At 36.8% G+C, this 24837-nt stretch carries 21 protein-coding genes; 12 read left to right on the top strand and 9 right to left on the bottom strand.

The genetic code is table 11. The annotated features are described in order from the left end of the window. Positions 1 to 196: 196 nt before the first annotated feature. From ACE1OF_RS02830 to ACE1OF_RS02820, 3 genes are all read right to left on the bottom strand, one after another. Positions 197 to 1462, bottom strand: coding sequence for an inorganic phosphate transporter (locus tag ACE1OF_RS02830; protein ID WP_448892597.1), 1266 nt, complete (start codon positions 1460 to 1462; stop codon positions 197 to 199). 10 nt (positions 1463 to 1472) lie between these two features. Beyond that, positions 1473 to 2153: a TIGR00153 family protein gene (locus ACE1OF_RS02825; RefSeq protein WP_448892595.1), complete on the bottom strand. Its 681-nt coding sequence runs from the start codon at positions 2151 to 2153 to the stop codon at positions 1473 to 1475. Positions 2154 to 2371: 218 nt separating this feature from the next. Continuing rightward, positions 2372 to 3817, bottom strand: coding sequence for a coniferyl aldehyde dehydrogenase (locus ACE1OF_RS02820; RefSeq protein ID WP_448892593.1), 1446 nt, complete (start codon positions 3815 to 3817; stop codon positions 2372 to 2374). 247 nt (positions 3818 to 4064) lie between these two features. Between ACE1OF_RS02820 and ACE1OF_RS02815 the strand changes: the two genes are divergently transcribed. Further along, positions 4065 to 4496: a CBS domain-containing protein gene (locus tag ACE1OF_RS02815; protein WP_448892591.1), complete on the top strand. Its 432-nt coding sequence runs from the start codon at positions 4065 to 4067 to the stop codon at positions 4494 to 4496. Between the two features lie 82 nt (positions 4497 to 4578). Here ACE1OF_RS02815 and ACE1OF_RS02810 read toward each other — a convergent pair whose 3' ends face one another. Next, a complete protein-coding gene (locus ACE1OF_RS02810) occupies positions 4579 to 5706 on the bottom strand; it encodes a PilT/PilU family type 4a pilus ATPase (RefSeq protein ID WP_448892589.1) in 1128 nt (375 codons plus the stop codon). A 31-nt stretch (positions 5707 to 5737) separates the two neighbouring features. Further along, on the bottom strand, positions 5738 to 6781 hold the full coding sequence (locus ACE1OF_RS02805) for a type IV pilus twitching motility protein PilT (protein ID WP_448892587.1): 1044 nt from the start codon (positions 6779 to 6781) through the stop codon (positions 5738 to 5740). A gap of 115 nt (positions 6782 to 6896) precedes the next feature. Here ACE1OF_RS02805 and ACE1OF_RS02800 point away from each other — a divergent pair, with 115 nt between their 5' ends. The 7 genes from ACE1OF_RS02800 to tadA all read left to right on the top strand — a co-directional run bounded on the left by ACE1OF_RS02800 (position 6897) and on the right by tadA (position 12073). Then, positions 6897 to 7652: a YggS family pyridoxal phosphate-dependent enzyme gene (locus ACE1OF_RS02800; RefSeq protein WP_448892611.1), complete on the top strand. Its 756-nt coding sequence runs from the start codon at positions 6897 to 6899 to the stop codon at positions 7650 to 7652. A gap of 78 nt (positions 7653 to 7730) precedes the next feature. Further along, the gene (gene proC, locus ACE1OF_RS02795) at positions 7731 to 8543 is read left to right on the top strand and encodes a pyrroline-5-carboxylate reductase (protein WP_448892585.1); all 813 of its coding nucleotides are present in this window, start codon (positions 7731 to 7733) and stop codon (positions 8541 to 8543) included. Positions 8544 to 8602: 59 nt separating this feature from the next. Then, positions 8603 to 9151, top strand: a complete 549-nt coding sequence (locus ACE1OF_RS02790) for a YggT family protein (protein ID WP_448892583.1) — start codon at positions 8603 to 8605, stop codon at positions 9149 to 9151. A gap of 81 nt (positions 9152 to 9232) precedes the next feature. Continuing rightward, complete coding sequence (locus ACE1OF_RS02785) at positions 9233 to 9685, top strand: DUF4426 domain-containing protein (RefSeq protein ID WP_448892581.1); 453 nt, start codon at positions 9233 to 9235, stop codon at positions 9683 to 9685. A gap of 38 nt (positions 9686 to 9723) precedes the next feature. Beyond that, a complete protein-coding gene (rdgB, locus tag ACE1OF_RS02780) occupies positions 9724 to 10326 on the top strand; it encodes an RdgB/HAM1 family non-canonical purine NTP pyrophosphatase (protein ID WP_448892579.1) in 603 nt (200 codons plus the stop codon). A 50-nt stretch (positions 10327 to 10376) separates the two neighbouring features. Continuing rightward, on the top strand, positions 10377 to 11579 hold the full coding sequence (gene hemW, locus ACE1OF_RS02775) for a radical SAM family heme chaperone HemW (RefSeq protein WP_448892577.1): 1203 nt from the start codon (positions 10377 to 10379) through the stop codon (positions 11577 to 11579). Beyond that, a complete protein-coding gene (gene tadA, locus ACE1OF_RS02770; RefSeq protein WP_448892575.1) occupies positions 11576 to 12073 on the top strand; it encodes a tRNA adenosine(34) deaminase TadA in 498 nt (165 codons plus the stop codon). The genes hemW and tadA overlap by 4 nt, the downstream gene beginning before the upstream one ends. A 36-nt stretch (positions 12074 to 12109) precedes the next feature. Here tadA and ACE1OF_RS02765 read toward each other — a convergent pair whose 3' ends face one another. Together ACE1OF_RS02765 and mltF are read right to left on the bottom strand one after the other, a co-directional pair. Beyond that, positions 12110 to 12274 (bottom strand): hypothetical protein, encoded by a 165-nt coding sequence (locus ACE1OF_RS02765; RefSeq protein ID WP_448892573.1) that lies wholly within the window; start codon positions 12272 to 12274, stop codon positions 12110 to 12112. Between the two features lie 143 nt (positions 12275 to 12417). Further along, positions 12418 to 13884 carry a membrane-bound lytic murein transglycosylase MltF gene (gene mltF, locus ACE1OF_RS02760; RefSeq protein ID WP_448892571.1) on the bottom strand — a complete coding sequence of 489 codons (1467 nt, stop codon included), beginning with the start codon at positions 13882 to 13884 and terminating at the stop codon, positions 12418 to 12420. 298 nt (positions 13885 to 14182) lie between these two features. On the opposite strand from mltF, the gene purL reads away from it, so the two are divergent. Together purL and ACE1OF_RS02750 are read left to right on the top strand one after the other, a co-directional pair. Then, on the top strand, positions 14183 to 18142 hold the full coding sequence (gene purL, locus ACE1OF_RS02755; RefSeq protein ID WP_448892609.1) for a phosphoribosylformylglycinamidine synthase: 3960 nt from the start codon (positions 14183 to 14185) through the stop codon (positions 18140 to 18142). A gap of 123 nt (positions 18143 to 18265) precedes the next feature. Beyond that, on the top strand, positions 18266 to 19099 hold the full coding sequence (locus tag ACE1OF_RS02750; RefSeq protein ID WP_448892569.1) for a TatD family hydrolase: 834 nt from the start codon (positions 18266 to 18268) through the stop codon (positions 19097 to 19099). On the opposite strand, the gene ACE1OF_RS02745 is transcribed toward ACE1OF_RS02750, so the two are convergent. Beyond that, positions 19085 to 19753, bottom strand: a complete 669-nt coding sequence (locus ACE1OF_RS02745; RefSeq protein WP_448892567.1) for an AhpA/YtjB family protein — start codon at positions 19751 to 19753, stop codon at positions 19085 to 19087. The genes ACE1OF_RS02750 and ACE1OF_RS02745 overlap by 15 nt on opposite strands. A gap of 47 nt (positions 19754 to 19800) precedes the next feature. On the opposite strand from ACE1OF_RS02745, the gene serB reads away from it, so the two are divergent. Beyond that, positions 19801 to 20808 (top strand): phosphoserine phosphatase SerB, encoded by a 1008-nt coding sequence (serB, locus tag ACE1OF_RS02740; protein WP_448892565.1) that lies wholly within the window; start codon positions 19801 to 19803, stop codon positions 20806 to 20808. An 11-nt stretch (positions 20809 to 20819) separates the two neighbouring features. Here serB and ACE1OF_RS02735 read toward each other — a convergent pair whose 3' ends face one another. Beyond that, on the bottom strand, positions 20820 to 23270 hold the full coding sequence (locus tag ACE1OF_RS02735) for a PilZ domain-containing protein (protein WP_448892563.1): 2451 nt from the start codon (positions 23268 to 23270) through the stop codon (positions 20820 to 20822). A 196-nt stretch (positions 23271 to 23466) separates the two neighbouring features. On the opposite strand from ACE1OF_RS02735, the gene radA reads away from it, so the two are divergent. Then, the gene (gene radA, locus ACE1OF_RS02730) at positions 23467 to 24837 is read left to right on the top strand and encodes a DNA repair protein RadA (protein WP_448892561.1); all 1371 of its coding nucleotides are present in this window, start codon (positions 23467 to 23469) and stop codon (positions 24835 to 24837) included.

Here is a 24837-nt window from a genome sequence, read left to right as displayed (position 1 = left end):
AGGCTTATATGCGGCGTTATTGATTTTGACAAGGGAATGACCATTCTCTTCAATCAATGCCTTGCCTCTAAGCCTTTTAATTCTCGCTGAGTGGGAAAGAACTTAATCAACTTGGTATAAAAGCTATCGGTATTATAAAAAAAATCCTCAACTTAATATAAGGTGAGGATTTTTGTTGCTTGTGTTCCTGCTATTGCTAAACAAATATACTTTTCATTAACCAGAAGAAGATTATTGATAAACCAGCACCCACAGGTAATGTAATAACCCATGACACAACAATATTACGTACCACACCTAGGTTAATAGCCGCAATTCCACGTGCCATCCCCACACCTAATACTGCTCCAACTAAAGTTTGAGTAGTTGAAATAGGTAACCCTGCGCCAGAAGCAATAACCACAGTACATGCCGCGGCTAGCTCCGCCGCAAAACCACGACTTGGTGTTAAATGTGTAATACCTTGGCCTATGGTTGCGATGACTTTATGACCAAAAATAGCAAGACCAGCAACAATACCGAAGCCTCCTAAAGGTAATATCCACCAAGCTATTGTTGATTTAGCAGCAATTTGACCACCATTATCAACAATACTTACCACGGCTGCTAGTGGTCCAATAGCATTGGCTACATCATTTGAACCATGAGCGAATGCCATACAACAAGCGGTAACTATCATTAAAATGGCAAATACTTTTTCAACATTAGCATAATGAGTTTTAAGGGCTGCGGTTTCATCAAAGTTAATGCGACTAATAAAAAACTTACCTATTGACGCAACTATAATAGCTGTAATTGCAGCATATATAAAACTATCTGCATTACCAATATGTAAATCTATATGCTTTAAACCTTTTTTGATTGTCACTAGCGCTAAAACGAAACCCGCTAAAAACATATATAATGGTACCCAGCGTTTTGCTTGTTGTAACGGTTTTTCCGTATCAAAAATCAGTTTCTGAGCACTGTTAAAAATAAGAAAAGCGATAACACCAGAAATCAGTGGTGTTATGATCCAACTGCCTACAATGCCCCCTACTTTCGACCAAGTAACTGCATCAACACTCACCCCCATTGCAGCAAAACCAACAATAGCACCTACAATAGAATGTGTGGTTGATACAGGCCAGCCCAATGCAGAAGCTATGAGTAACCAAGTGGCCGCAGCAAACAAGGCTGAAATCATACCAAAAACGAGTAATTCAGGTGAATCAACGAAAAAACTCGCATCTATAATTCCTTTGCGGATAGTTGAAGTAACCTCTCCCCCGGCCAAATAAGCACCAGCAAATTCAAATACCATTGCAATAATAATGGCCTGTTTTATAGATAACGCTTTAGATCCAACAGAGGTGCCCATAGCATTAGCAACATCATTAGCCCCAATACCCCACGCCATAAATAAGCCAACAACAGCCGCAATCATAACTAGAGTCGTACCTGAATTAAGTAAAATATCCATCAGTTAAACCCTACTTTCTAGCTAAAAGAATTTCTAAACGTGCACCAACACGTTCAGCTAGATCAGCTAAATCGCCAACCCAATCAAAAATTTGATATAAGAAGATTACATCAATTGGATTTAAATCTTTTTCAATAGCAAGTAAATCTTTACGTAAAGCAACCTGCATAAGATCCGTATCATTCTCTATTTCATCTAGTTGATTAATCATCTTCTCAACCAATTCAACTTCTCGGCCTCGAAAACCAGTCTCCAATAAATCATCTAACTCATTAATCGCTTCCGCTGCTTTTTCAGTTGCTTCAATACAACGCGCTAAATAGAGATTAAATTGTTCCTGTAGAGTTTCAGGAATTTCTAACTTACGTCCTAAAATTCGACCGGCAATGTCTTTAGCTTTGTTGGCAATTTTATCTTGTTTGGATAATAACTCAAGCAAGTCAGCTCTATCCACTGGCATAAACAAACCACCAGGTAACTCTAAACGTAGTTGGCGTTTTAAGTCATCGGCATCTTTTTCTACTTTTGATAACCTACGACGAATCTTAGCAGCTTCACCCCAGTTATTCTCACTACAGGCACTAAAGAATGGGATAAGTAGATTGCTACATTTAACAACCAATTTAATATGTTGTTCTAATGGTTTAATAGGGGATTTGGCAAAAACACCCAATATTGAATTTCTGGCCATAGTTGGTTTCCAGTTATTATTTTCATAGTAAATCGATAAATGCTGATCATACCGCATTTATTTAACGAAGGTAATCTTTGCTATAAAAAGGTTAGATGTGTAGCGTTCATTATTTTATTGTTCAGGAGTATATGTCACTTATGTGACAGTTTTATTACAACGATGGAACAGAATTATATCATTATTACTATCCATAAAAGTATTATACTAAAATAATGTTATTTTAAGAAAAACTTATAAATAAGTTTATGAATTAATTTACCATAAGGAGGAAAAGCATTAGCTGCTGTATTAATTTTACCTTTTTTAAAAACTGATTTAGCTTTAGAAAAAGTTAAAAAACCTTCGTGTCCGTGGTACTGCCCCATACCTGAAGGCCCAATACCACCGAAAGGCATGTCGTCTTGGGCAACATGCATTGCAGCATCATTTAAACACACTCCACCAGCATGCGTTTGTTCTAACACTATTTGTTGAGTGTGAGTGTTATGGCTGCATAAATATAATGCTAATGGGCGTGCTCTATTATTAATGTAAACAATTGCTTGAGCTAAATTAGTATAACTAACAATAGGTAAAATTGGACCAAAAATTTCTTCTTGCATTAACAGCATGTCATCACTAACATTATTGACAAGTGTTAAGGGCATTTTCCCTTCTGATAAACATGCCTGTTCACTATCGTTACCCAAGGTAGTTAAAATAGCGCCTTTATCTTTAGCATCTACTAACAACTGATTTAAGCGATTTAACTGTACATCATTAATAATTGCACCATAATCACTGTTCTGTGCAACACTCGGATACATCTTATTAAATTGATGGCTAATGGCTTGTTTCAGTTCATCAACTCGACCTGTAGGACACAATATATAATCTGGTGCAACACAGGTTTGCCCCGCATTGAGCGTTTTTCCTAAAATAAAACGAGACACGGCATCGTTAATATGAATTTCATCATCAATAATCGTTGGTGATTTCCCCCCAAGTTCAAGCGTAACAGGAGTTAAATTTTTAGCTGCCGCCGCCATAACAATTTTTCCAACACGCGTTGATCCTGTAAAAAGTAAATGGTCGAATGGCTTAGCCGAGAAATGTGCCGCAACATCAGAACCACCACAAATGACAGCAACTTTATCATTAGAAAAAACACTTCCTAACATCTTTTTTATCACAAGGTTTGTCGCTGGAGTAAATTCAGACATTTTAATCATCGCCCTGTTGCCCGCGGCAAATGCTGTTGTTAAAGGGCCAATAGATAAAAATAAAGGATAGTTCCAAGGTGTAATAATACCAACCACACCTAAAGGCTGATACATAACATACGCTTTTGCAGGCTGAAACAATACACCAACATGACGTTTAGAGGGTTTCATCCATTTTTTGATATGTTTAATGGCATAATTTATCCCCAAAATAGTCGGCATTAAATCCCCCATTTTACTATCATCAACGCTTCTACAACCAAAATCTTTTGACATTGCTTGAACCAGATCTTCCTGATGCGCCAAAACAACGGTTTTCAGTTTAACTAAATCATCAATACGCGTTTGTGCTGATAAGTAAGGATCATTAACAAAGGCTGCTTTTTGTAAGAGTAAAGCTTCGTCAACTAAGTGAATTTCTTGTTGATCATCTGCTGCACTGTATAAATTATTCGCCATCGCTAGCTACCTCAATGATTGATTTTTATATGTTTTAAAATAATTACAACATTTATTGCTATACTTTTATTGCTAAACTACTATTGCTAAACTAAAGCTGTATGACTCATTCACATGCAATTATTAACAGTGAATAATTTACCTCATCCGATGAGTTATCTAAACATAATAATAGAGGCAAAGCGACAGTTTTTCACCTAAAACGTTTGACGATTAGTCATCATTGAAATAAACAAAAGAATAATCTATGAAAATTGAAAATTTAATGAGCACTAAATTACTCACACTTTCGATGGACTCACCATTAAGTAAAGTCAAAAATTTATTTGAAAGCAATAACGTGCACCATGTCATCATCACTGATGACGAAGGGTTAATCGCTGGAGTAATGACCGATAGAGATTTGTATAAACACCTGAGTCCAACGGTAGGTACAAGTCATGAAACTTATAGAGACACGGCTTTAATGCATAAAAAAGTACACCAAGTCATGACTAGAAACGTAGTAGCTATTGATCCGCAACAAACATTAAATGAGGCCGTATTGCTTTTATACGATAATCACGTTTCTTGTTTACCTGTTGTAAATAAACAAAATAAACCCGTAGGTATCATTACTTGGCGCGATCTTTTAAAGGTACTTGCTTTAAAATATAGAAAAAAATTAGAAACAAATTAGAAACAAACATTAAAAGTAAAAAATTTAGGAAGCTTAAGCTATTAAGGGGAAATATATTTCCCCCTTTTCAAATCTATTCGAACTATTCGGCTAAATCATCAAACCCATCAAGCGTTACACCTGCTAGCCCACCTGTACCACCTTGTTCATTACTACGTAGCTTAATCATTAAGCGTAAATCATTAGGTGAATCTGCATGGTGGAGTGCATCCGCATACGTAATTAAACCTCGATCATATAAATTAAACAAGGCTTGGTCAAAGGTTTGCATTCCCTGCTCATTTGATTTTTCCATCACTTCTTTAATACTACCAATTTCGCCTTTTTTAATTAATTCAGCAATGTAAGGCGAATTTAATAATATTTCTATCGCCGCAACTCGACTATTTCCGTCTGTTGTGGGGACTAACTGTTGGGCAATTATTCCTCTAAGATTTAATGCTAAATCAAATAACAATTTACCATGTTGGTCTGCTGGTACTAAATGCATTATACGGTCAATTGCTTGGTTAGCATTGTTTGCATGTAAAGTCGCAATACATAAATGCCCTGTTTCAGCAAAACTTAACGCATGTTCCATAATTTCTTGGCTGCGAATTTCTCCGATAAGAATAACATCAGGTGCTTGCCGTAAAGAACTTTTTAATGCTGCGTCAAATGATTCAGTATCTAAACCTACTTCTCGTTGCGTTACCATACTTTTAGCATGCTCATGTACAAACTCAACAGGATCTTCAATCGTTAAAATATGTCCGCGAGAGTTACGATTTCGGTAACCAATTAAAGAAGCCATTGAAGTAGACTTACCCGTCCCTGTACCACCAACAAAAAGAACTAACCCCCGTTTAGACATAACCACATCTTTTAATATAGGAGGCAAGCCCAAATCATCCGCATTGGGAATCTCAGTAACAATACGACGAATAACCATACCCGCCATATCTCGTTGCCAAAATGCTGAAACACGAAAACGTCCTATATTTTCAATTGAAATGGCAAAGTTACACTCCTTTTCCTCATCAAATTGACGAATTTGCTTTTCATTCATTGCATTATGAACTAAACCTAATGCTTCTTCAGGCGACAACTCATGATCAGCAATCGGCTGCAACTCACCATTAATTTTAGCACTAACGGGTAATTTAGCGGTAACGAACATATCGGATGCATCAGCAGCAACCATTTTTTCTAATAACTGATGAAAATTCATTGGTTATTCCTGTCTACTATTTAACAAAAAATTAAAAGCTTCTGAATTGATTTTTGTCGACAGCTTTTTCCATAGCGGCACCTTTAGTGATAATGCCTCGGCTCACTAAATTTTGTAAGCATTGATCCATCGTTTGCATTCCATTAGACATACCCGTTTGAATCGCTGAATACATTTGTGCAATTTTATCTTCTCGTATTAAATTACGAATTGCGGGTGTTCCTATCATAATTTCATGAGCAGCAACTCGACCACCACCCACTTTTTTAATTAACGTTTGAGATATAACCGCTCGCAGTGATTCTGACAACATAGAGCGTACCATTGATTTTTCTTCACCTGGAAATACATCAATAATACGGTCGATGGTTTTAGGTGCGGAAGTGGTATGCAAGGTACCAAAAACCAAGTGGCCCGTTTCGGCTGCGGTCATCGCCAAACGAATGGTTTCTAAATCACGCATCTCACCTACAAGAATAACATCGGGATCTTCACGTAATGCAGAGCGTAATGCCGCTTCAAAGCTTAAGGTATCGCGATGCACTTCACGTTGGTTAATCAAACACATTTTATTTTCGTGTACAAATTCTATCGGATCTTCAATGGTTAAAATATGGTCGTGTTTCATATCATTAATATAATCAACCATTGCAGCTAAGGTGGTTGATTTACCAGAACCTGTAGGCCCTGTAACCAAAACTAAACCACGCGGTGTATCAGAGATTTCTCTGAATATATCAGGACAACCTAACTCGTCAAGCGATAATATTTTACTTGGAATGGTACGAAAAACTGCTGCTGGTCCACGGTTTTGGTTAAATGCATTTACCCTAAACCGTGCCAAATTAGGTACTTCAAATGAAAAATCCACTTCAAGTTTTTCTTCATATTCTTTACGCTGACGATCATTCATAATGTCATAAACTAACGCATTCACGTCTTTTGCATCAAACGCAGGAATGTTAAGTTTACGAACATCACCATCAACACGGATTGATGGTGGCGTACCTGTTGATAAATGTAAATCTGACGCCTCATGTTGTACACTAAAAGCAAGTAGTTCGGTAATATCCATAAAAAACCTCGGTGGTGTTATCTGTTAAAATATCAATTGTTAACGTATTATACCCATCTTAAAAACAACGGTTACCTGTTCAAATACATTGGTTAAAACATTAGTTACTAAAATGATGAATAAAATTAAAGAAAATATACAAAAAATACAATCACAAATTGATCGTGCTTGTCATGCTACTTCTCATGTTAGTACTTATGCTGATACCCATATACCAGTACAAGAAAATAAAGCACCTTCAAATAATAATCAAAATTGTGTCACTTTACTCGCTGTTAGTAAAACAAAACCAGTATCTGCAATAGAGCAAGCATACCGTGTGGGACAACGTGACTTTGGTGAAAACTATTTACAAGAAGCAATAGAAAAAATCACGGCATTATCACATTTACCTGATATTTGTTGGCACTTTATTGGACCGATTCAATCCAATAAAACGAAACAAATTGCACAACATTTTAACTGGGTTCACAGCGTTGATCGAGCCAAAATAGCTCACCGTTTAAATGAGCACTTAAGCAACCAAGTTCAACAACATAATTGTCAAGATACCTCGCTAAACATTTGTTTACAAGTCAATATTAGTGAAGAACCCTCAAAATCTGGCATTATGGTAGATGAGATGTTTTCTTTAGCTGAAGTGGTTGATAATTGTGATAAACTTAAATTGCGTGGCTTAATGGCTATTCCAGAAAAAAATTCTGGTGTAGCTAGCTATGATAAAATGCAACACTTGTTTAAAAAATTACAAGCCCAATATCCAACGGTAGATACGCTTTCAATGGGCATGTCCAATGATTTAGAAATAGCGATTGCTTATGGCTCTACCATGGTTAGAATCGGTACCGCTATTTTTGGTGAAAGAGACTAAAACAGTCCACTTACTGAAATTAAAACGCTGACACACATTCAAGCAAAACTGTATTTCAAAAAAAGGTAATTAATCTTCATGAAAAAAATAGCATTTATTGGCGCCGGCAATATGGCACGTGCAATTATTATTGGCTTAGTTAATTCAGGAGTTGCAGCAAAAGATATTATAGTTGCTAATCCATCTCCAGAAAAAAGAATACAACTAGCCAATGAATTTGGCGTACAACAAACCAGTGACAACATTGAGGCAGCAACTTTTGCCGATATTATTGTATTATGCGTAAAACCTCATTTTATCTGTGATGTATGCCAACAACTCACAAATACGCTTGATATTTCAGCTAAACTTTTTATTTCAGTTGCAGCGGGTACAACCGTTAATCAAATTCAACAGGCACTTAATTGTAATGCTGCTCTGGTTCGCGTGATGCCAAATACCCCATCACAGTTAGGTTTAGGCATGAGTGGCATGTTTGCATCAAAAGAAGTAACCACTGAACAAAAAGCTGCAAGTGATAAACTAATGTCCGCGGTAGGTAAAGTGATTTGGTTAGCAACGGAAGATAAAATTAATGATGTCATTGCCGTTGCAGGCTCTGCCCCTGCTTACTTTTTCTTATTTATGGAAGCAATGGAAAAACACGCCAAAACATTAGGTTTTAGTGCACAAGAAAGCAGAATGTTAGTACAACAAACTGCTTTAGGTGCGGCACAAATGGTTGAACATAATACTGCAGCTATCAATACACTGAGAGAAAACGTTACCTCAAAAGGCGGTACCACTTTTGCGGCGCTTGAACAATTTAGACATGATGGTATCGACCAAATGGTCAGTAATGCGATGAATGCCGCTATTGCACGTGCTGAAGCGATGGCACAAAATAAGTAAAGTTTCGAGCTTCGAGCTTCGAGCTTCGAGCTTCGAGCATAGTTTAAGATTTTGGAGAGATGATGGAAGCAATATTATATTTGTTAAGGTTTGCGTTCGATGCCCTTTTAATGATTCTCATCATGAGATTCTGGTTACAATGGGTTAAAGCAGATTTTTATAACCCATTAAGTCAATTTATTGTAAAAGTGAGTAACCCTCTGGTTGTACCTCTACGCCGAATTATCCCTGGCTTAGGGGGCTTAGATTTAGCAACACTATTAGTTGCCTATATTGTTGCTACCCTAAAGTTTTTCACTTTGGCAGCGTTAGCTGGAGAAAACTTAGGGGCACTAGCCTTTTACATTGGCTTGTTGGTACTAATTAAGCAAGCAGGATTTTTACTGTTTATGATCATGATAATCATGGCTGTTATGAGTTGGGTTGTACAAGGTTACAATCCAACCTTAGCTATATTTTATCAATTAACCGAACCATTTTTAAACCCGATTAGGCGTATTATCCCTAACCTAGGGGGATTAGATTTATCAATGATCGTGGCTTTTTTAATCATGAATGTTATTAACATTTTACTTGCTGGATCTTTACCGTATTGGGCTGCTCTTTAATGGCTTATTTTAATATATAAAATTGCATATAAAGAACCAACGTATAAAAATCAACAAAATTGAATCAGTTCAGAGGACACCATGAGCCACACTATAAATAATTCAATCATAAAATGTTTACTTGCCATCACTATCAGTTTAGTGGTTATGGCCTATGCTAGCGCAGAAAACATGAAAAAACTCGGTTCCATGAATGTACATTACATGGCTATCGGCTCAACTTTTTTCACACCCGAAATAGCTAAAGCTTACGGAATAACGCGTAGTCGTTATAACGGACTCGTTAATATTTCAGTGCTTGATAATACCAAGCCAGGTAACCCTGCCAAAACAATTAGCATCAATGGTCAAGCAAAAAATAACTTAGGCCAATTTAAAAACCTTGAATTCACCGAAGTTAAAGAAGGTGATGCCATCTATTATTTAGCACAAGTAAGTTACACTGATGAAGAAACACTGCACTTTACCCTAGAAATAACCGACGGCAAAGAACAGCAAACGTTAAAATTTTCACAAAAATTTTATGTCGATTAAAACAATTTAATACCACCTTAAGGTGCGGGATTCATGTCATGTCTAAAATAGTATTAGCCACAGGCAATCAAGGTAAAGTGAAAGAATTAGCTAGCTTATTGGCTGAACATCAAATTGAAATAGTGCCACAAAGTAATTTTAATGTGCCTGATGCAGCCGAAACAGGCACAACATTTATAGAAAATGCAATTATCAAAGCGCGTCATGCTGCTAAGTTAACAGGGCTACCAGCCATTGCTGATGACTCTGGTTTAGAAGTAGATGCTTTACAGGGAGCCCCCGGTGTTTATTCTGCTCGTTATGCTGATGATATTGTGGGCGAACACGTCACCGATGATGACAACATAAATAAGCTACTTAAAGCATTAGAAAACACACCAGATGATGAACGCAACGCCCGTTTTCATTGTGTTTTAGTTTATATGAAGCATGAAAATGACCCTACCCCAATAATTTGCCACGGTGTATGGCAAGGCAGTATTAGTCGCGAAAAACGTGGCGAACAAGGGTTTGGCTATGATCCTGTTTTTTGGCAAAAAGATTTACAATTATCTTCAGCACAATTACCACGTAATATAAAAAATAGATTAAGCCATCGCGGCCAAGCTTTAGCTCAACTGGTAAAACAGTTAGCAAAATAAAATGCATTATCTTCAAACTCGATATTAATCAATTTTATAGTGAGTACAACTTGTTAACCACGCCACCGCTCTCTTTATATATTCACATACCTTGGTGTGTGGAGAAGTGCCCTTATTGCGACTTTAACTCTCACGCACTCAAAGCCAAAGTTCCAGAGCAAGATTACGTAAAAGCGTTAATTGCAGATTTAGATGCAGATATTACACGCTTTAATCTACAAGGTAGAACGCTCCATTCTATTTTTATTGGCGGTGGCACACCCAGCTTATTTTCACCAGAAGCTATTGAAGAATTATTGAATCAAGTCTTATCACGATTTTCAAACAACTCGTCACAAAACAATGCTATTGAAATAACCTTAGAAGCCAACCCTGGCACGGTAGAAGCAGACAAATTTATTGGTTTTGCTAAAGCAGGTGTCACCCGTTTATCAATTGGTGTACAAAGCTTTGAATCAGAAAAACTAATAAAACTTGGCCGTATTCATAATGTTAACCAAGCAAAACAAGCAGCACAACTAGCTAAAAATTCAGGTGTAAAAAGTTTTAATATAGATTTAATGCACGGCTTACCAAATCAAAGTATTGAAAATGCATTAGACGATTTAAAAACAGCAATCAGCCTTAAACCTGACCACCTCTCTTGGTATCAATTAACTATTGAACCCAATACTGCATTTCATTCAAAACCACCTAAACTTCCGCAAGATGAAATTTTATGGAATATTCAAGATCAAGGCTTTGAGTTGCTCACAAAGGCTGGTTATCAACAGTATGAAATATCAGCTTTTAGTTTAGCAAATACAACACAAACGCAGCAGCATAGCACTCAATGTCAACATAACCTAAACTACTGGCGTTTTGGTGATTACCTAGGCATAGGTTGTGGTGCGCATGGCAAAATTTCCGATAGTGCAACTGGAATAATTCAACGAACAGTAAAAGTTAAACACCCAAAGGGTTACTTAGACCCAAGTCGAGATCCATTAGATCACTTAACTACCGTAACACGTGATGAGTTACCTTTTGAATTCATGATGAACCAATTAAGACTCTTTTCTAGTTTCACGCTAACCGATTATCAAGAACGAACAGGCTTAACAGCAGCTTCTATTTTGCCAACATTATTGCAAGCACAAAATCAACAATTGATGAAATGCACCGATTCACATACAACAAGCCAAAATAGCTGGCAAGTAACGCCTATGGGGCATCGATATTTAAATGACTTATTAGAGCTTTTTCTATCATGACATCCGTTGATGAAAGCAACGATCAATACTTTATGCAGCGGGCCTATGAATTAGCTCTGCAAGCAGAAAAAATTGATGAAATTCCTGTGGGTGCTGTGGTGGTTTACCAAGGAAAAATTATTGGGGAAGGGTTTAATCAGTCTATATTACTCAATGATCCCTCTGCCCATGCAGAGATGCTTGCAATTCGACAAGCAGGACAACAGCTTAACAATTATAGATTAGTAAACTGTACCTTATATGTCACGCTTGAACCCTGCCCTATGTGTGCTGGTCTTTTGGTACATAGCAGGATAAAACGACTTGTTTACGCGAGTGCTGACTTAAAAACTGGTGCTGCAGGAAGCGCTTTTAACTTGGTGAGTTCTACTCAACTTAATCATCAAATTATCGTAGACCAAGGGATTATGGCTCAGCAATGTAGCGCACTATTATCGGGGTTTTTCAAGCGTAGAAGGAATGAAAAAAAATTAGCTAAAAAAGCTCAACGTTGACTTGTCTATTAAAGCACAATCACATAGCCCAAATTATCAATTGATTTTTATTTCAGCTGATGACGTTTGACTAGCCACTTGATTCTCAACTTCATTACTCGCTTGGTTAAAGAAAAACTGACGGCGCGAGTTCACTTTATGATGCTGTACCTTTAAATGTTTCTTTCTTGCTGTTGCAGATACTTGTCTTCTTACTTTCATAATATTCTCTCTTTTATTGCTATTAAACGTTAATTTCACCTTATTATTATTGAAGAATATTACGTTCATATGACAAAAGATAAATATATTTTCCGCCACTTCCGCAGCAATTTTTATCCTGCATGATTATTTTTAATTCAACCTTATTCAGTGGTTTGAGAAACAGCTAACTCAGTATTATTAACATCTTGAACAGGTTCTTTTGACCTAGCGTCTAACCACGTTAGCGTATCGTAGTATCGACGAATGTTTTCAACATAATCTACAGGCTCACGGCCACGAGCATAGCCATATTTAGTTTTTTTATAAAACTTCTTTTGCTGTAATAAAGGTAATCGTGTTTTTACATCAACCCAACGATCAGGATCGCCGCCTTGCTGTTGCGTAATAATACGGGCATCATTTAAATGTCCAAAGCCAACATTATAAGAGGCTAAAGCAAACCAAACGCGGTCTGGGTTTGGAATTCTATCAGGCATTTTATCTATCATGCGTTTAAAGTATTTACTGCCACCTCGAATACTTTGCTCTGCATCTAAACGGCTTTGAATACCCATTTGTTTAGCAGTTGCCAACGTGAGCATCATCATCCCCCTAACCCCAGTATGAGAACGCGCATGAGGTTTCCAATGTGATTCTTGATAACTTATAGCTGCTAATAATCGCCAATCAATATCTTGGCTATACTTTTCAAACATAGCCTGATATTGGGGTAATTTAGTTTCAACCGCCTTAATAAAGGTGCGTGTCTCTACGTAATTAAATTCTTCAATATGACCGTAATATTTATCATCAAGCGCAAGTAACGTACCGTCATGATGAACTTCACCAAAAAATTCAACTAAGCTTGCTAATATTGCATCATCACCATTTTTACTAACCATCCACGCTAAAGGTTCAGCTTTATTTATCGTAAAGCCAACGCTAATTTCAGGGTAATACCGACGATTAATTGCCAAGGTATTACTATCTACTATGGTATAATCTATTTCGTCATTTAATAACTTAGCTAACAGTTCTTCACGGTCAAATTCGGTTGTTTCAATCCAATTAAGTGACGGGTTTGTTTGCTTTAATACCATCAAGCTTTCTGCATGACTTGAACTAGCGGTTACCATTAAACTGCCTGTTAAGTCGCTAATTTCTCTTGGTCTTACATTGCCCTGTTTAAACACAAGCTTTTGGCTAACTTCTGCATAACTTGGAGCGAAATTAAAGCGTTTTAAACGTCTATCTGTGACAGATAAACCAGCAGCAAGAACATCAACTTCACCAGTATTGAGTTTGATAAAAAGCTCATCTAGGGAGTAGCTCGGTATTATTTTTAGATTAACATTTAAATAATCTGCATATTTCTTCGCCAATTCATATTCAAAACCCGCATAAGCATTTGAATGCATATCGTTATTAGCAATTTCGTCTCCTTGAGCATAGAAATTATTCGCTGCATATAAAGTACCCACACTAACATAACCTCGCTCAATGATACGAGTAAGGCTAGCTTGCTGACTTTTTTCTTCACAAGAAAAAAGCGCACTTAAGAAAAAGAAAGTAATAAACAGTTTCTTTATTACGCCCTTCTTTTTTTGATAAATACATATAAATTTCATGGCTCAATTGTGTCGTGTATTCGCTTGTTAGCCAAGCTCTTTTTTTTTTAAGTTTACTTTGATCAAGAAATAATGATTTAGTATTGATTTAAAATAGCAAATTCACCACTTTCAAAGACTCACCCAAACGCATTTATTATTATAACTGAAAACTATATTTCGAGATCACTTATGTATATAATACGCGCGAAATTTTCGGTTAACCTTTACTGTTATATATGCTGGTTATTTATGCTGAAAAAAACGCTTTAAAAATTTAACCAAACCCTTAAACAAACTTGGTGATTACCCTATGACGATGCCTAAAACGACGTTAGTTAAAAACCTTCGTGGCGCTCCAGCACTTTCTGACTTTAGAATACAAAAGCTATTAACTCAATGCGAACATTTGGCGTTGCCAGTTATCGATATATACGCAGAATTCGCACATTTTGCCCAATTAAATGAAGATTTAACCACAGAAGAAGAAAACGTTTTACAACAATTATTGACATATGGCCCTACCATTGAAGAACATGCTCCTGAAGGGTTATTCATGCTAGTAACACCTCGTCCAGGTACTATTTCACCATGGTCATCTAAATCAACCGATATTGCTCACAACTGTGGTTTAAATAAAGTTGGCCGCCTAGAACGTGGCATGGCTTATTATATTACTCTAGACGCAGACATTAAATTAACGCCTGAACAAACTATTCAACTGTCGGGCTTATTGCACGATCGCATGATGGAAAGTGTATTTAACAACTTTGATGATGCCGCTAATTTATTTGCCAGTGCAGAGCCAGGTAAGTTAACCGCTATTGATATAGAAAACGGCGGAAAAAATGCTTTAGTTCAAGCCAACATTGAACTAGGTTTAGCCTTAGCAGAAGATGAAGTAAATTACTTATTTGAAAATTTCAGTAAATTAGGTCGTAATCCACACGATATTGAACTTTACATGTTCGCACAAGCAAATTCAGAACATTGCCGTCATAAAATATTCAATGCTGACTGGACTATTGATGGCATTAAACAGCCAAAATCATTATTTAAAATGATCCGCAACACTCATGAAGTTAATCCAGATTTTGTGTTAAGCGCATACAAAGATAATGCAGCCGTAATGGTAGGTAACAAAGGTGGTCGTTTCTTCCCTAACCCTGACACTAATATTTATGGTTATAACCACGAAGATATTCAAGTATTAATGAAGGTTGAAACTCATAATCATCCTACCGCTATATCTCCTTACCCTGGCGCTGCTACAGGTAGTGGTGGAGAAATTCGTGATGAAGGCGCAACCGGTATTGGCTCAAAACCCAAAGCAGGCCTCGTTGGTTTTTCAGTATCTAATTTACGTATTCCAACTTTTGAACAACCTTGGGAAACCGACTTTGGAAAACCAAGCCGCATTGTGTCTGCTTTAGATATTATGATGGAAGGCCCTCTCGGTGGTGCAGCGTTTAATAATGAGTTTGGTCGTCCTGCTATATTAGGTTATTTTCGAACTTATGAAGAAGAAGTCAATTCTTTTAATGGTACAGAGATACGTGGTTACCATAAGCCTATTATGCTTGCAGGTGGTTTGGGTAACATCCGTGATGAACATGTACAAAAAGGTGATATTGTTGTTGGAGCAAACTTAATTGCCCTTGGTGGCCCAGCAATGAACATAGGTTTAGGTGGCGGTGCTGCTTCATCAATGGCCTCAGGTCAATCAGCTGAAAACCTAGACTTTGCATCAGTACAACGTGAAAACCCAGAAATGGAGCGTCGTTGTCAGGAAGTTATCGACAAATGTTGGCAATTAGGCGACAAAAACCCTATTTTATTTATTCATGATGTTGGTGCTGGCGGTTTATCTAATGCGTTCCCTGAACTTGTTTCTGACGGGGGTCGAGGTGGTGTTTTTGAACTTCGCAATGTACCTAATGATGAACGCAGCATGGCTCCCCATGAAATTTGGTGTAACGAGTCTCAAGAGCGTTATGTACTAGCAGTATCAGACGAACAACTAGCACAATTCACTGCAATTTGTGAACGTGAACGTGCTCCATTTGCTGTCGTTGGTCGTGCAACAGAAGAAGAACACTTAACGGTTACTGACAAACACTTTGCCAATGATGAAGCCTTAAATACACCAATAGATTTACCATTAGATGTTTTGTTAGGGAAAACCCCAAAAATATTTAAAAATGTAGAATCAAAAACAGCGCTGGGTGATGAGTTAGCAATAGCTAACATTACGCTAGAAGAAGCGGCAAATCGTATTTTGTCTCTACCTACTGTTGCTGAAAAAACCTTCTTAATCACCATAGGCGATCGCTCTGTTACAGGTATGGTTAATCGTGATCAGATGGTTGGGCCATGGCAAGTACCCGTAGCTGACTGTGGAGTGACTGCTTCAGCACTTGATTCTTACCACGGTGAAGCCATGTCACTTGGTGAACGTACGCCTGTTGCTTTATTAAATTTTGGTGCTTCTGCTCGTTTAGCCGTAGCAGAGTCATTAATGAATATTGCAGGTACTGATATTGCTGGTACTGACGGTGATAGGTTAAACCGTATAAAACTTTCTGCTAACTGGATGTCACCTGCTGGACACCCAGGCGAAGACGCAGGCCTTTATGAAGCAGTAAAAGCTATTGGTGAAGAACTTTGCCCCGCATTAGGCTTAACTATCCCTGTAGGTAAAGACTCAATGTCTATGCGTACCCAATGGGATGAAGATGGCAAACAGAAATCTGTTACATCTCCAATGTCACTAATCATTACCGCCTTTGGAATTGTTGAAGACATTAGAAAAACAGTAACCCCTGAACTTCGACTTGATCAAGGTGATACAAGACTTTTTGCCATTGATTTATCAAAAGGCAAAAACCGCTTAGGTGGCTCATGTTTAGCACAGGTTTACAAACAATTAGGTAATGAAACTCCTGATGTGGATTGCCCTGAAACCTTAAAAGGTTTCTTCAATGCAATACAGTCACTTGTGCGTAATGAAAAACTTATTGCTTATCATGATATTTCAGACGGCGGTTTATTTACTACCGTATGTGAAATGGCCTTTGCAGGTCATACGGGTGTTGACATTGACTTGTCTAAACTAAATGGCGATAACGTACCTGTTTTATTTAACGAAGAACTTGGTGCTGTGATTCAAATTCGTGAAAGCGATGTTGAAGCAGTTAATGCTGTATTAGCACAACATAATGTTTTAGATTGCTGTACTGATATTGGTCGCATTAATAACGAAGATACTATTCGCTTTAGCCGTAACAGCAAGGTAATACTAGAAAACTCTCGAACCTATTACCGAACAACTTGGGCACAAACAACATACAAAATGCAATCGCTGCGTGATAACCCTGAGTGTGCGCAACAAGAACACGATGTTAAATTTGATACTGAAGATCCGGGATTACAAGCTAAGCTAAGCTTTGACATTAATGAAGATATTGTTGCTGATCTAATTATTAACGATGCAAAAAATAACACAAACCCACGTGTTGCTATTTTACGTGAACAAGGTGTTAACTCGCATGTAGAAATGGCAGCAGCCTTTGACCGTGCAGGTTTTGTAGCTATTGATGTACATATGTCTGATATTTTAACGGGTCGAACTGATTTAGCAGACTTTAATGGCTTGGTGGCTTGTGGCGGTTTCTCATACGGTGATGTATTAGGTGCGGGTGAAGGTTGGGCAAAATCAATTTTGTTCAATAAAAATGCCAAAGCCATGTTTAAAACCTTCTTTGAACGTGAAGACACTTTTTCTTTAGGTGTTTGTAACGGCTGTCAAATGATGTCTAATTTAAAAGAAATCATTCCTGGCAGTGACGCATGGCCACGTTTTGTACAAAATAAATCAGAACGCTTTGAAGCGCGTTTCTCCTTAGTTGAAATTCAAGAAAGTCCTTCGGTATTGTTTAAAGGTATGGCTGGTTCAATCATGCCTATTGCTGTATCACATGGTGAAGGCCGTACTGAATTTAGCTCTGATGAAGCAATCGATGCCGCTAATAACTCAGGTACAGTTTCAATGCGTTATATTAACAACTATGGCGATGTCACCGAAACGTATCCTGCAAACCCAAATGGCTCTGTTGACGGAATAACATCATTAACAACTACTGACGGGCGTGTCACTATAATGATGCCACATCCTGAACGTGTATTTAGAACCGTTGCTAACTCGTGGCACCCTGATAACTGGGGTGAAGACTCACCTTGGGTACGTATGTTCCGTAACGCTAGAAAATTTATAGGTTGATGAATTTACAAGCTCGTTAAATGTAGAATGATAAACTAATAAGCGTAGACACTTCACGTGTTTACGCTTATTGTCATTATTAACGTAAGATTATTCTAAAAACATTTATTATGGGAGGCAGTGATGCAATTTACCGACAGCCATTGTCACCTTGATTTCCCTGAATTTAGTCAAAATATCACAGAAATACTTCAGCATTGCCAAGCTAAAAACATTCACCGTATTATTATACCAGCGGTTAATCCCGAACATTGGCAAAGGGTTTTATCTTTATCTAAACCAAATAAAGAGGTTGATATTGCTTGTGGATTAGGGATACATCCTTGGTACATAATTCTTCAAGACAAGCGACTATCACAAGCTTATGATGTAAGCTTTCAAGAACAACAACTCAAACGAGCAATCACCAAAGAAGGCAACAAAGTAGTTGCGATAGGGGAATGTGGTATTGATGTATTTAAAGCGAAAAAAAATTCTCAAAGTGAACAAGCACTAAACAAAAACATTATGCTACAACAAGAATTTTTTGATATGCAATTAACTATAGCCCAAGAAAACAATTTACCCGTAATTGTACACCATTGCCAATCTCACTCTTTAATATTACCTTTATTAAAACAGCATAAACTTGCTAAAACGGGTGTGATACATGCATTTTCTGGCAGCTATCAACAAGCTAAAGCATACGTCGATTTAGGCTTTAAACTTGGTGTTGGAGGCACAATCACTTACCCAAGAGCCAAAAAAACCATTAATGCGATTAAAAAACTCCCCTTATCAAGTTTACTACTTGAAACAGATGCCCCAGCAATGCCACCTATGGGTATGCAGGGCGAAAGTAATTCTCCTTTAAATTTAAGCTATGTTTTTCAAGCATTAGTAACTATGAGAAGCGAGCCTAAAACTGTCATTGCCCAACAAATAGAAAAAAATGTGGCGCAGTTATTTTTTAGCTAAAGGCGTCATTGCTGGTACCCGATAACCTTGGCGACTAAAACGGTTAACGCCACGGGTTAGTAAAAAGCCTATAAGCCCTGCTACAATCAGCAACAAACGATAAAGTGTTTGACTTTCATAACTGTTTTTAGCTAATTCAGACGTCAGGTAAGACTTTTCTATTGTTATCCGTATATATCCTAATAATTTTTCATGACGGATCTCTTTAATAAAAGGAACATACTGTTTACTTTTATCCAATGTTTTCACATTTTTATCAATACCATAAAGTAATTTTATCGACGAACTGGCTTCACCACCCAGCTCAGACTCCAGCATAAGTAACCCTGTTTCATCATATAAATGTGCTTGTTTTATATAATCAGCATTCGCAATAATATTTAAATAGGATTGTAGTTGAGCCTCTCGATCTTTATTACTAATTGATGAGGAATTTTCAGAGAGTAACACCTGCACCCCCGACATGGTTTGCTGTAATATTTTATCAGCAACTTGTTTAAAGTGTTCCTCTAACACTTGACTACTTTTTTCCGTATTAGCCACCAAAAAGACCATCAACATGATCATAAGCAAAATTGCACTAACTAATTGCAGAATTTTATTATAAATTGACGATAGTTTAGGGTATAAAGGCTGTTCTAATTTATTCATCATAAACTTGCATGGTAAATATACACATGCACTTATAATAGAGAGTTAACGTGTCTTTATCTACTAATGCCAGCATATTTTCTTTATCACTAAGAAATTACTTTGAACAACAGACGATTCCAACTAATTTACCTATTGCTTTTTCAATAAATGATAAGCAACTAGCATTAGATAACAACAACCCCATAACCATAACACAACAAACATTAGTTGTTTTTGATGATCTATTACTAACAGATTTACTTACTTTGCAAACAAGTTGCCATTTGAGTATTGAGGCTTTATTGGCAATCAACACACGTAATAATCAAACAAGCTATCGATTTAATATACGTTGCAAAGATTTTGTCAAATCGCGCCAAGCGCTTGCTCATTTTGCTTTAGATAAAAAAATAGAAGCCGCGTTAATTCAACACGTACCAAAACTGAATGAACCTGGACTGCTTGTGATGGATATGGACTCTACCACCATTGAAATTGAATGCATTGATGAAATAGCTAAGTTAGCAGGTGTGGGTGAACAAGTATCAGCGGTAACAGAGTTAGCAATGCAAGGTAAGTTAGATTTTGCCCAAAGTTTACATCAACGAGTCGCCACTTTAGCAAATGCCCCAGAACAAATTCTTGTGGATGTAGCGAAAAACATTCCCTTAATGGCTGGCTTAACGACCTTAATTGCTGAACTTAAAAAAAACAACTGGCGCATTGCTGTAGCGTCAGGGGGCTTTACTTATTTTGCTGATCACCTCAAAAACTTATTAGACCTAGATGCAACGTTTGCTAATGTTTTAGAGATTCAAAACGGAAAGCTAACGGGTAAAGTATTAGGTGATGTAGTTGATGCACAAGTGAAAGCTGATTCATTAACATTGTTAGCGAAACAATATAATATACCGACCTCACAAACTGTTGCTATGGGTGATGGTGCTAACGATCTTGTTATGATGGCCGCCGCTAATTTTGGCGTTGCTTTTCATGCTAAACCTATTGTATTAGCGCAAGCTGACAGCAGTATTAATAACCAAGGATTAGACTGTTTATTGCATTGGCTAGCATAAAAAATATCAACTTATAACTTGTGGCTAAATAAAACTTCTTCTGTTATATCTACATATTGAATCGTAGCAACAACACTCCAGATATCTTGTTCTATTTGTTTGCTACGATGTATTGCATAAGTGCTAATATAACTGAGTTCAGTATTTAAATATTCTAAATCAGGCTTATTAGTACGCGATATTTTTAATTGAAAACAGAAAAGGCTTCCATTGCTTATCGCTTGTTTTATAAAGTTTTTTCTTAATTCTGTTGTACTTAATTCATAATCAAATTTAATACTTAAATCTCTATTAATTTGCTTTACATTATTCGCCATTGAAATATATAGAACTTCAGTAACAGCCTCTTTATTGATAATTAAGCGCTTTAAACAGGATTCAATAAAGCTATCTTTATAAAGCTTTGTTAAAAGAGGATAAAAGTTATAAAAATTCTTTCTGTCGCTTAACTTATTCAACTTCTGCAAAAATTCAGTGCCCTGATCATTAGTAACGAGTGCCTCTATTTTATAGCGACTACCACTTGTTTGAACAACAAGTGTTGGCACTTGTATGTTTTGAGCATAGTTCGTTCTTAATGCCTCAGATAAACTGGGTAATACAAAGGTATACTCATCGCTGGTTAGTTTATTTTTATTTTTATCAATCAATAATTTAAAAAAAGAACGACCTACATGTTGATGCTCTTTAATAAACACTCGAAAATTGATAATCGTTTTTTTATCATTAACCTGTACAACTTCATAAGGTAGCTTTTTCAAATCATAAGACGATGTAATTTTTTGCAAGTTAGGAAGGGTGATATAAACAATATCCCCAGCAGCAAGCGTAACTGATTTATCTACGACTACTTTTAGTCCTAACGTAGAAAAATCAACAGAATTACCCTCCCATTGAATATCACCAGACTCCATCAGGATAGGAGTTTTATAAATAAACCTTGGCTCTTTTCGCTGATTCTTATAGGTTATTCCCAGCCTATCAACTACAACTTTCTCGTTTAAACGCTTATGCCCAAACCTTTTAAATTTACCAACCTCTATTGGCATGTCAGAAAATTTCTGATATTGCTCAACAGATGTTTTGTGCGTAATGTCACTCGCAACAACAGCAAAAGGCAATGATTTTATACATTCAACAACCTCATCTGAAGGCGGTAAATTGACAAATTGTTTTGTCGGTTCTAATGTACCTGATAATGCAAAAGGAGCGTGAATATCTGACGTGTTTACACCATAATATGTTAATTTAGTTACTTTGAATGAACTTTTTTTCGATGCAAAAGTTAAAAATGAAGGAGAGAAGCTATTTGTTTCAGATAACTGTTCTTCATCAATACTATAAAAAAAATCTTTTCCTTTGTTGTGATGAATAAAGCTATAAACTCGTAAAGACTTACCCTGTTTATATCTTTTTAATAAGCGAGCAATACGTACTTCATTGGCTAAAAAATGTAAATTAGTATTATTATTTTCATCTTGCCAATATTGAAAGAGAGATTGATTATTATTTGTGGTTAATGCATAACGAGGAAGTATACGATCACCTTTTCGTTCAAAAAAAATGGGTAACTCACTAATTTTTGGTAAAATATACTGTTCAAAACTTCGAAATTGTATCGCAGAAATTGTATTTTCTAAATTAATTTTGTAACGACGTTTATTCGTCTGAATATAGTTTGACAAAAATTTTTCAAATGAATCCTGAGCACCAATCTCTACCCGTTGACAACCAACAAGTTGCGTATTTTCATCACGATGGATATTTTTAACTTGATAACGAAGTGGTTCTTCTTTAGCAAACTTAAATTCATTCTCTAATCCTTTAAAGTATACGGTTATATTCTGATCAATATATAAACCTTCTTTACTACTAATACGAAACTTTATGCCCTTAACACTGATATCAATACTACTCACTGATTTTTGTTTACTATCTTCTAGTACTAATTCTAAAGGGGAAACAAAATTCATCCGTTCTTCTATACGAACATGATATTGATTGAGTGGAAAAACAGTAACGGGATATTGGGTTTTATCTTGTATTTTATCAGTTAATTCAATGAACTTCTTTGGTAGCGCTAGTTGTTCACTGTTATTACTTTCTTTTTCATAAATAACTCGAAAATTATTTTCCGTATTCTTTACTGCCTCATAAACCCCAAAAGTATACCCACCATATATATCAACCTGATCTTTAAATACACTAATAGCAATACCATCTAAAAAATGACTTTGTCCGTTGTATTCATACAATTGACATTCCCCGTCTACTAAGCCGCGCAAATCAATAGAGCGATGACAAGCACCAGCTAATCGTTTCAACTCCATTTTTAATAAGAATCTTTCTGTTTTAGCTATATGCTTAGTGTTTTGTGTAAACTTAATATCAAAACTTGGCTTATGTACTTCACCACGAAAGCTATCGATTATTTTTTGATGTTTAGAAAAGTCAGTATTCATGAATAATAATTTTGTTGTTCTTATTTTTTATATAAAGTATTAATGCGTTATCATATCGCATTATATTTTAGACATTTAAATTCAGCCATATAGTATTTAATAAATAATAGAGTAAGTAAATACATAGTGCTATCGTCTCGATGATTATAAGCAATGCAATTTTTACGCCTAAAACAATTAAAGATAAAGGAAACGTATGGCAAAAGTAAAAAACTCTTATGTGTGTACTGACTGTGGTTCAGAGTATTCACGTTGGCTAGGCCAATGTACAGACTGTAAAGCATGGAATACTATTTCAGAATTCAGACAAGCAAAATTACCTGCGCGCGGTGGTAACTTTGCTGGATTTGCAGGTGCCGCACACTATGAAGAATCAAAAGTTCAAATCCTTGACGCTATTAACTTAGCTGACTTACCACGATTTTCTTCAGGCTTTGCCGAGTTTGACCGTGTACTTGGTGGTGGTATTGTGCCGGGTAGCGCTATTTTAATTGGCGGTGAACCAGGAGCAGGTAAAAGCACTTTACTTTTACAAACCATGTGCGCATTAGCAGCTAACATGCCAGCCTTATATATCACAGGTGAAGAATCACTACAGCAAGTTGCTATGCGTGCTAAGCGCTTGGGTTTACCTACCGATGCATTGAAAATGCTTTCAGAAACCAGTGTTGAAAACATTTGTCATATTGCGCTAAAAGAACAACCCAAAATTATTGTTATTGACTCTATTCAAGTAATGCACATGAGTGACATACAATCAGCTCCGGGCAGCGTGTCTCAAGTAAGAGAAAGCGCCGCTTATTTGACTCGCTTTGCCAAACAATACCATGTTGCCATATTACTGGTGGGTCATGTAACTAAAGATGGATCGCTCGCTGGACCAAAGGTTTTAGAACATTGTATCGACTGTTCAATTATGCTTGAAGGCAGTACAGATTCTCGCTATAGAACACTGCGTGGCAATAAAAATCGATTTGGCGCGGTAAACGAGTTAGGTGTGTTTGCAATGACGGGCACGGGCTTAAAAGAAGTAAAAAACCCTTCTGCCATCTTTTTAAGCCGTACAGAAGAACAAACAGCAGGTAGCGTAGTGATGGTTTTATGGGAAGGAACAAGACCATTACTTGTTGAAATTCAAGCCTTAGTTGATCACTCTGCACTCGGTAATCCCAGACGAGTTGCTGTGGGTGCAGATCAAAATAGATTATCAATGTTACTTGCTATTTTGAACCGTCATGGTGGATTACAACTTAACGACCAAGATGTTTTTGTTAATGTTGTTGGGGGGATAAAAGTCACTGAAACAAGTATTGATTTAGCCCTGATCCTTGCATTAGTTTCAAGCTTTAAAGATAATGCGCTACCACAAGACTTAGTAATATTCGGCGAAGTAGGCCTCTCTGGTGAAATTCGCCCAGTACCAAGTGGCCAAGAACGTATAAAAGAAGCAGCAAAGCACGGATTCAAACGCGCTATTGTTCCCTTTAACAACATGCCTAAAGACCCGATTGAAGGTATGGAAGTGATTGGCATAAAAAAATTAAGCGAAGCATTAGAAGTGATATAA

The organism is Colwellia sp. E150_009, from assembly GCF_053543955.1.
The sequence above is the reverse complement of the archived record's forward strand: the minus strand, read 5'-3'. Positions and strand labels throughout refer to the sequence as shown.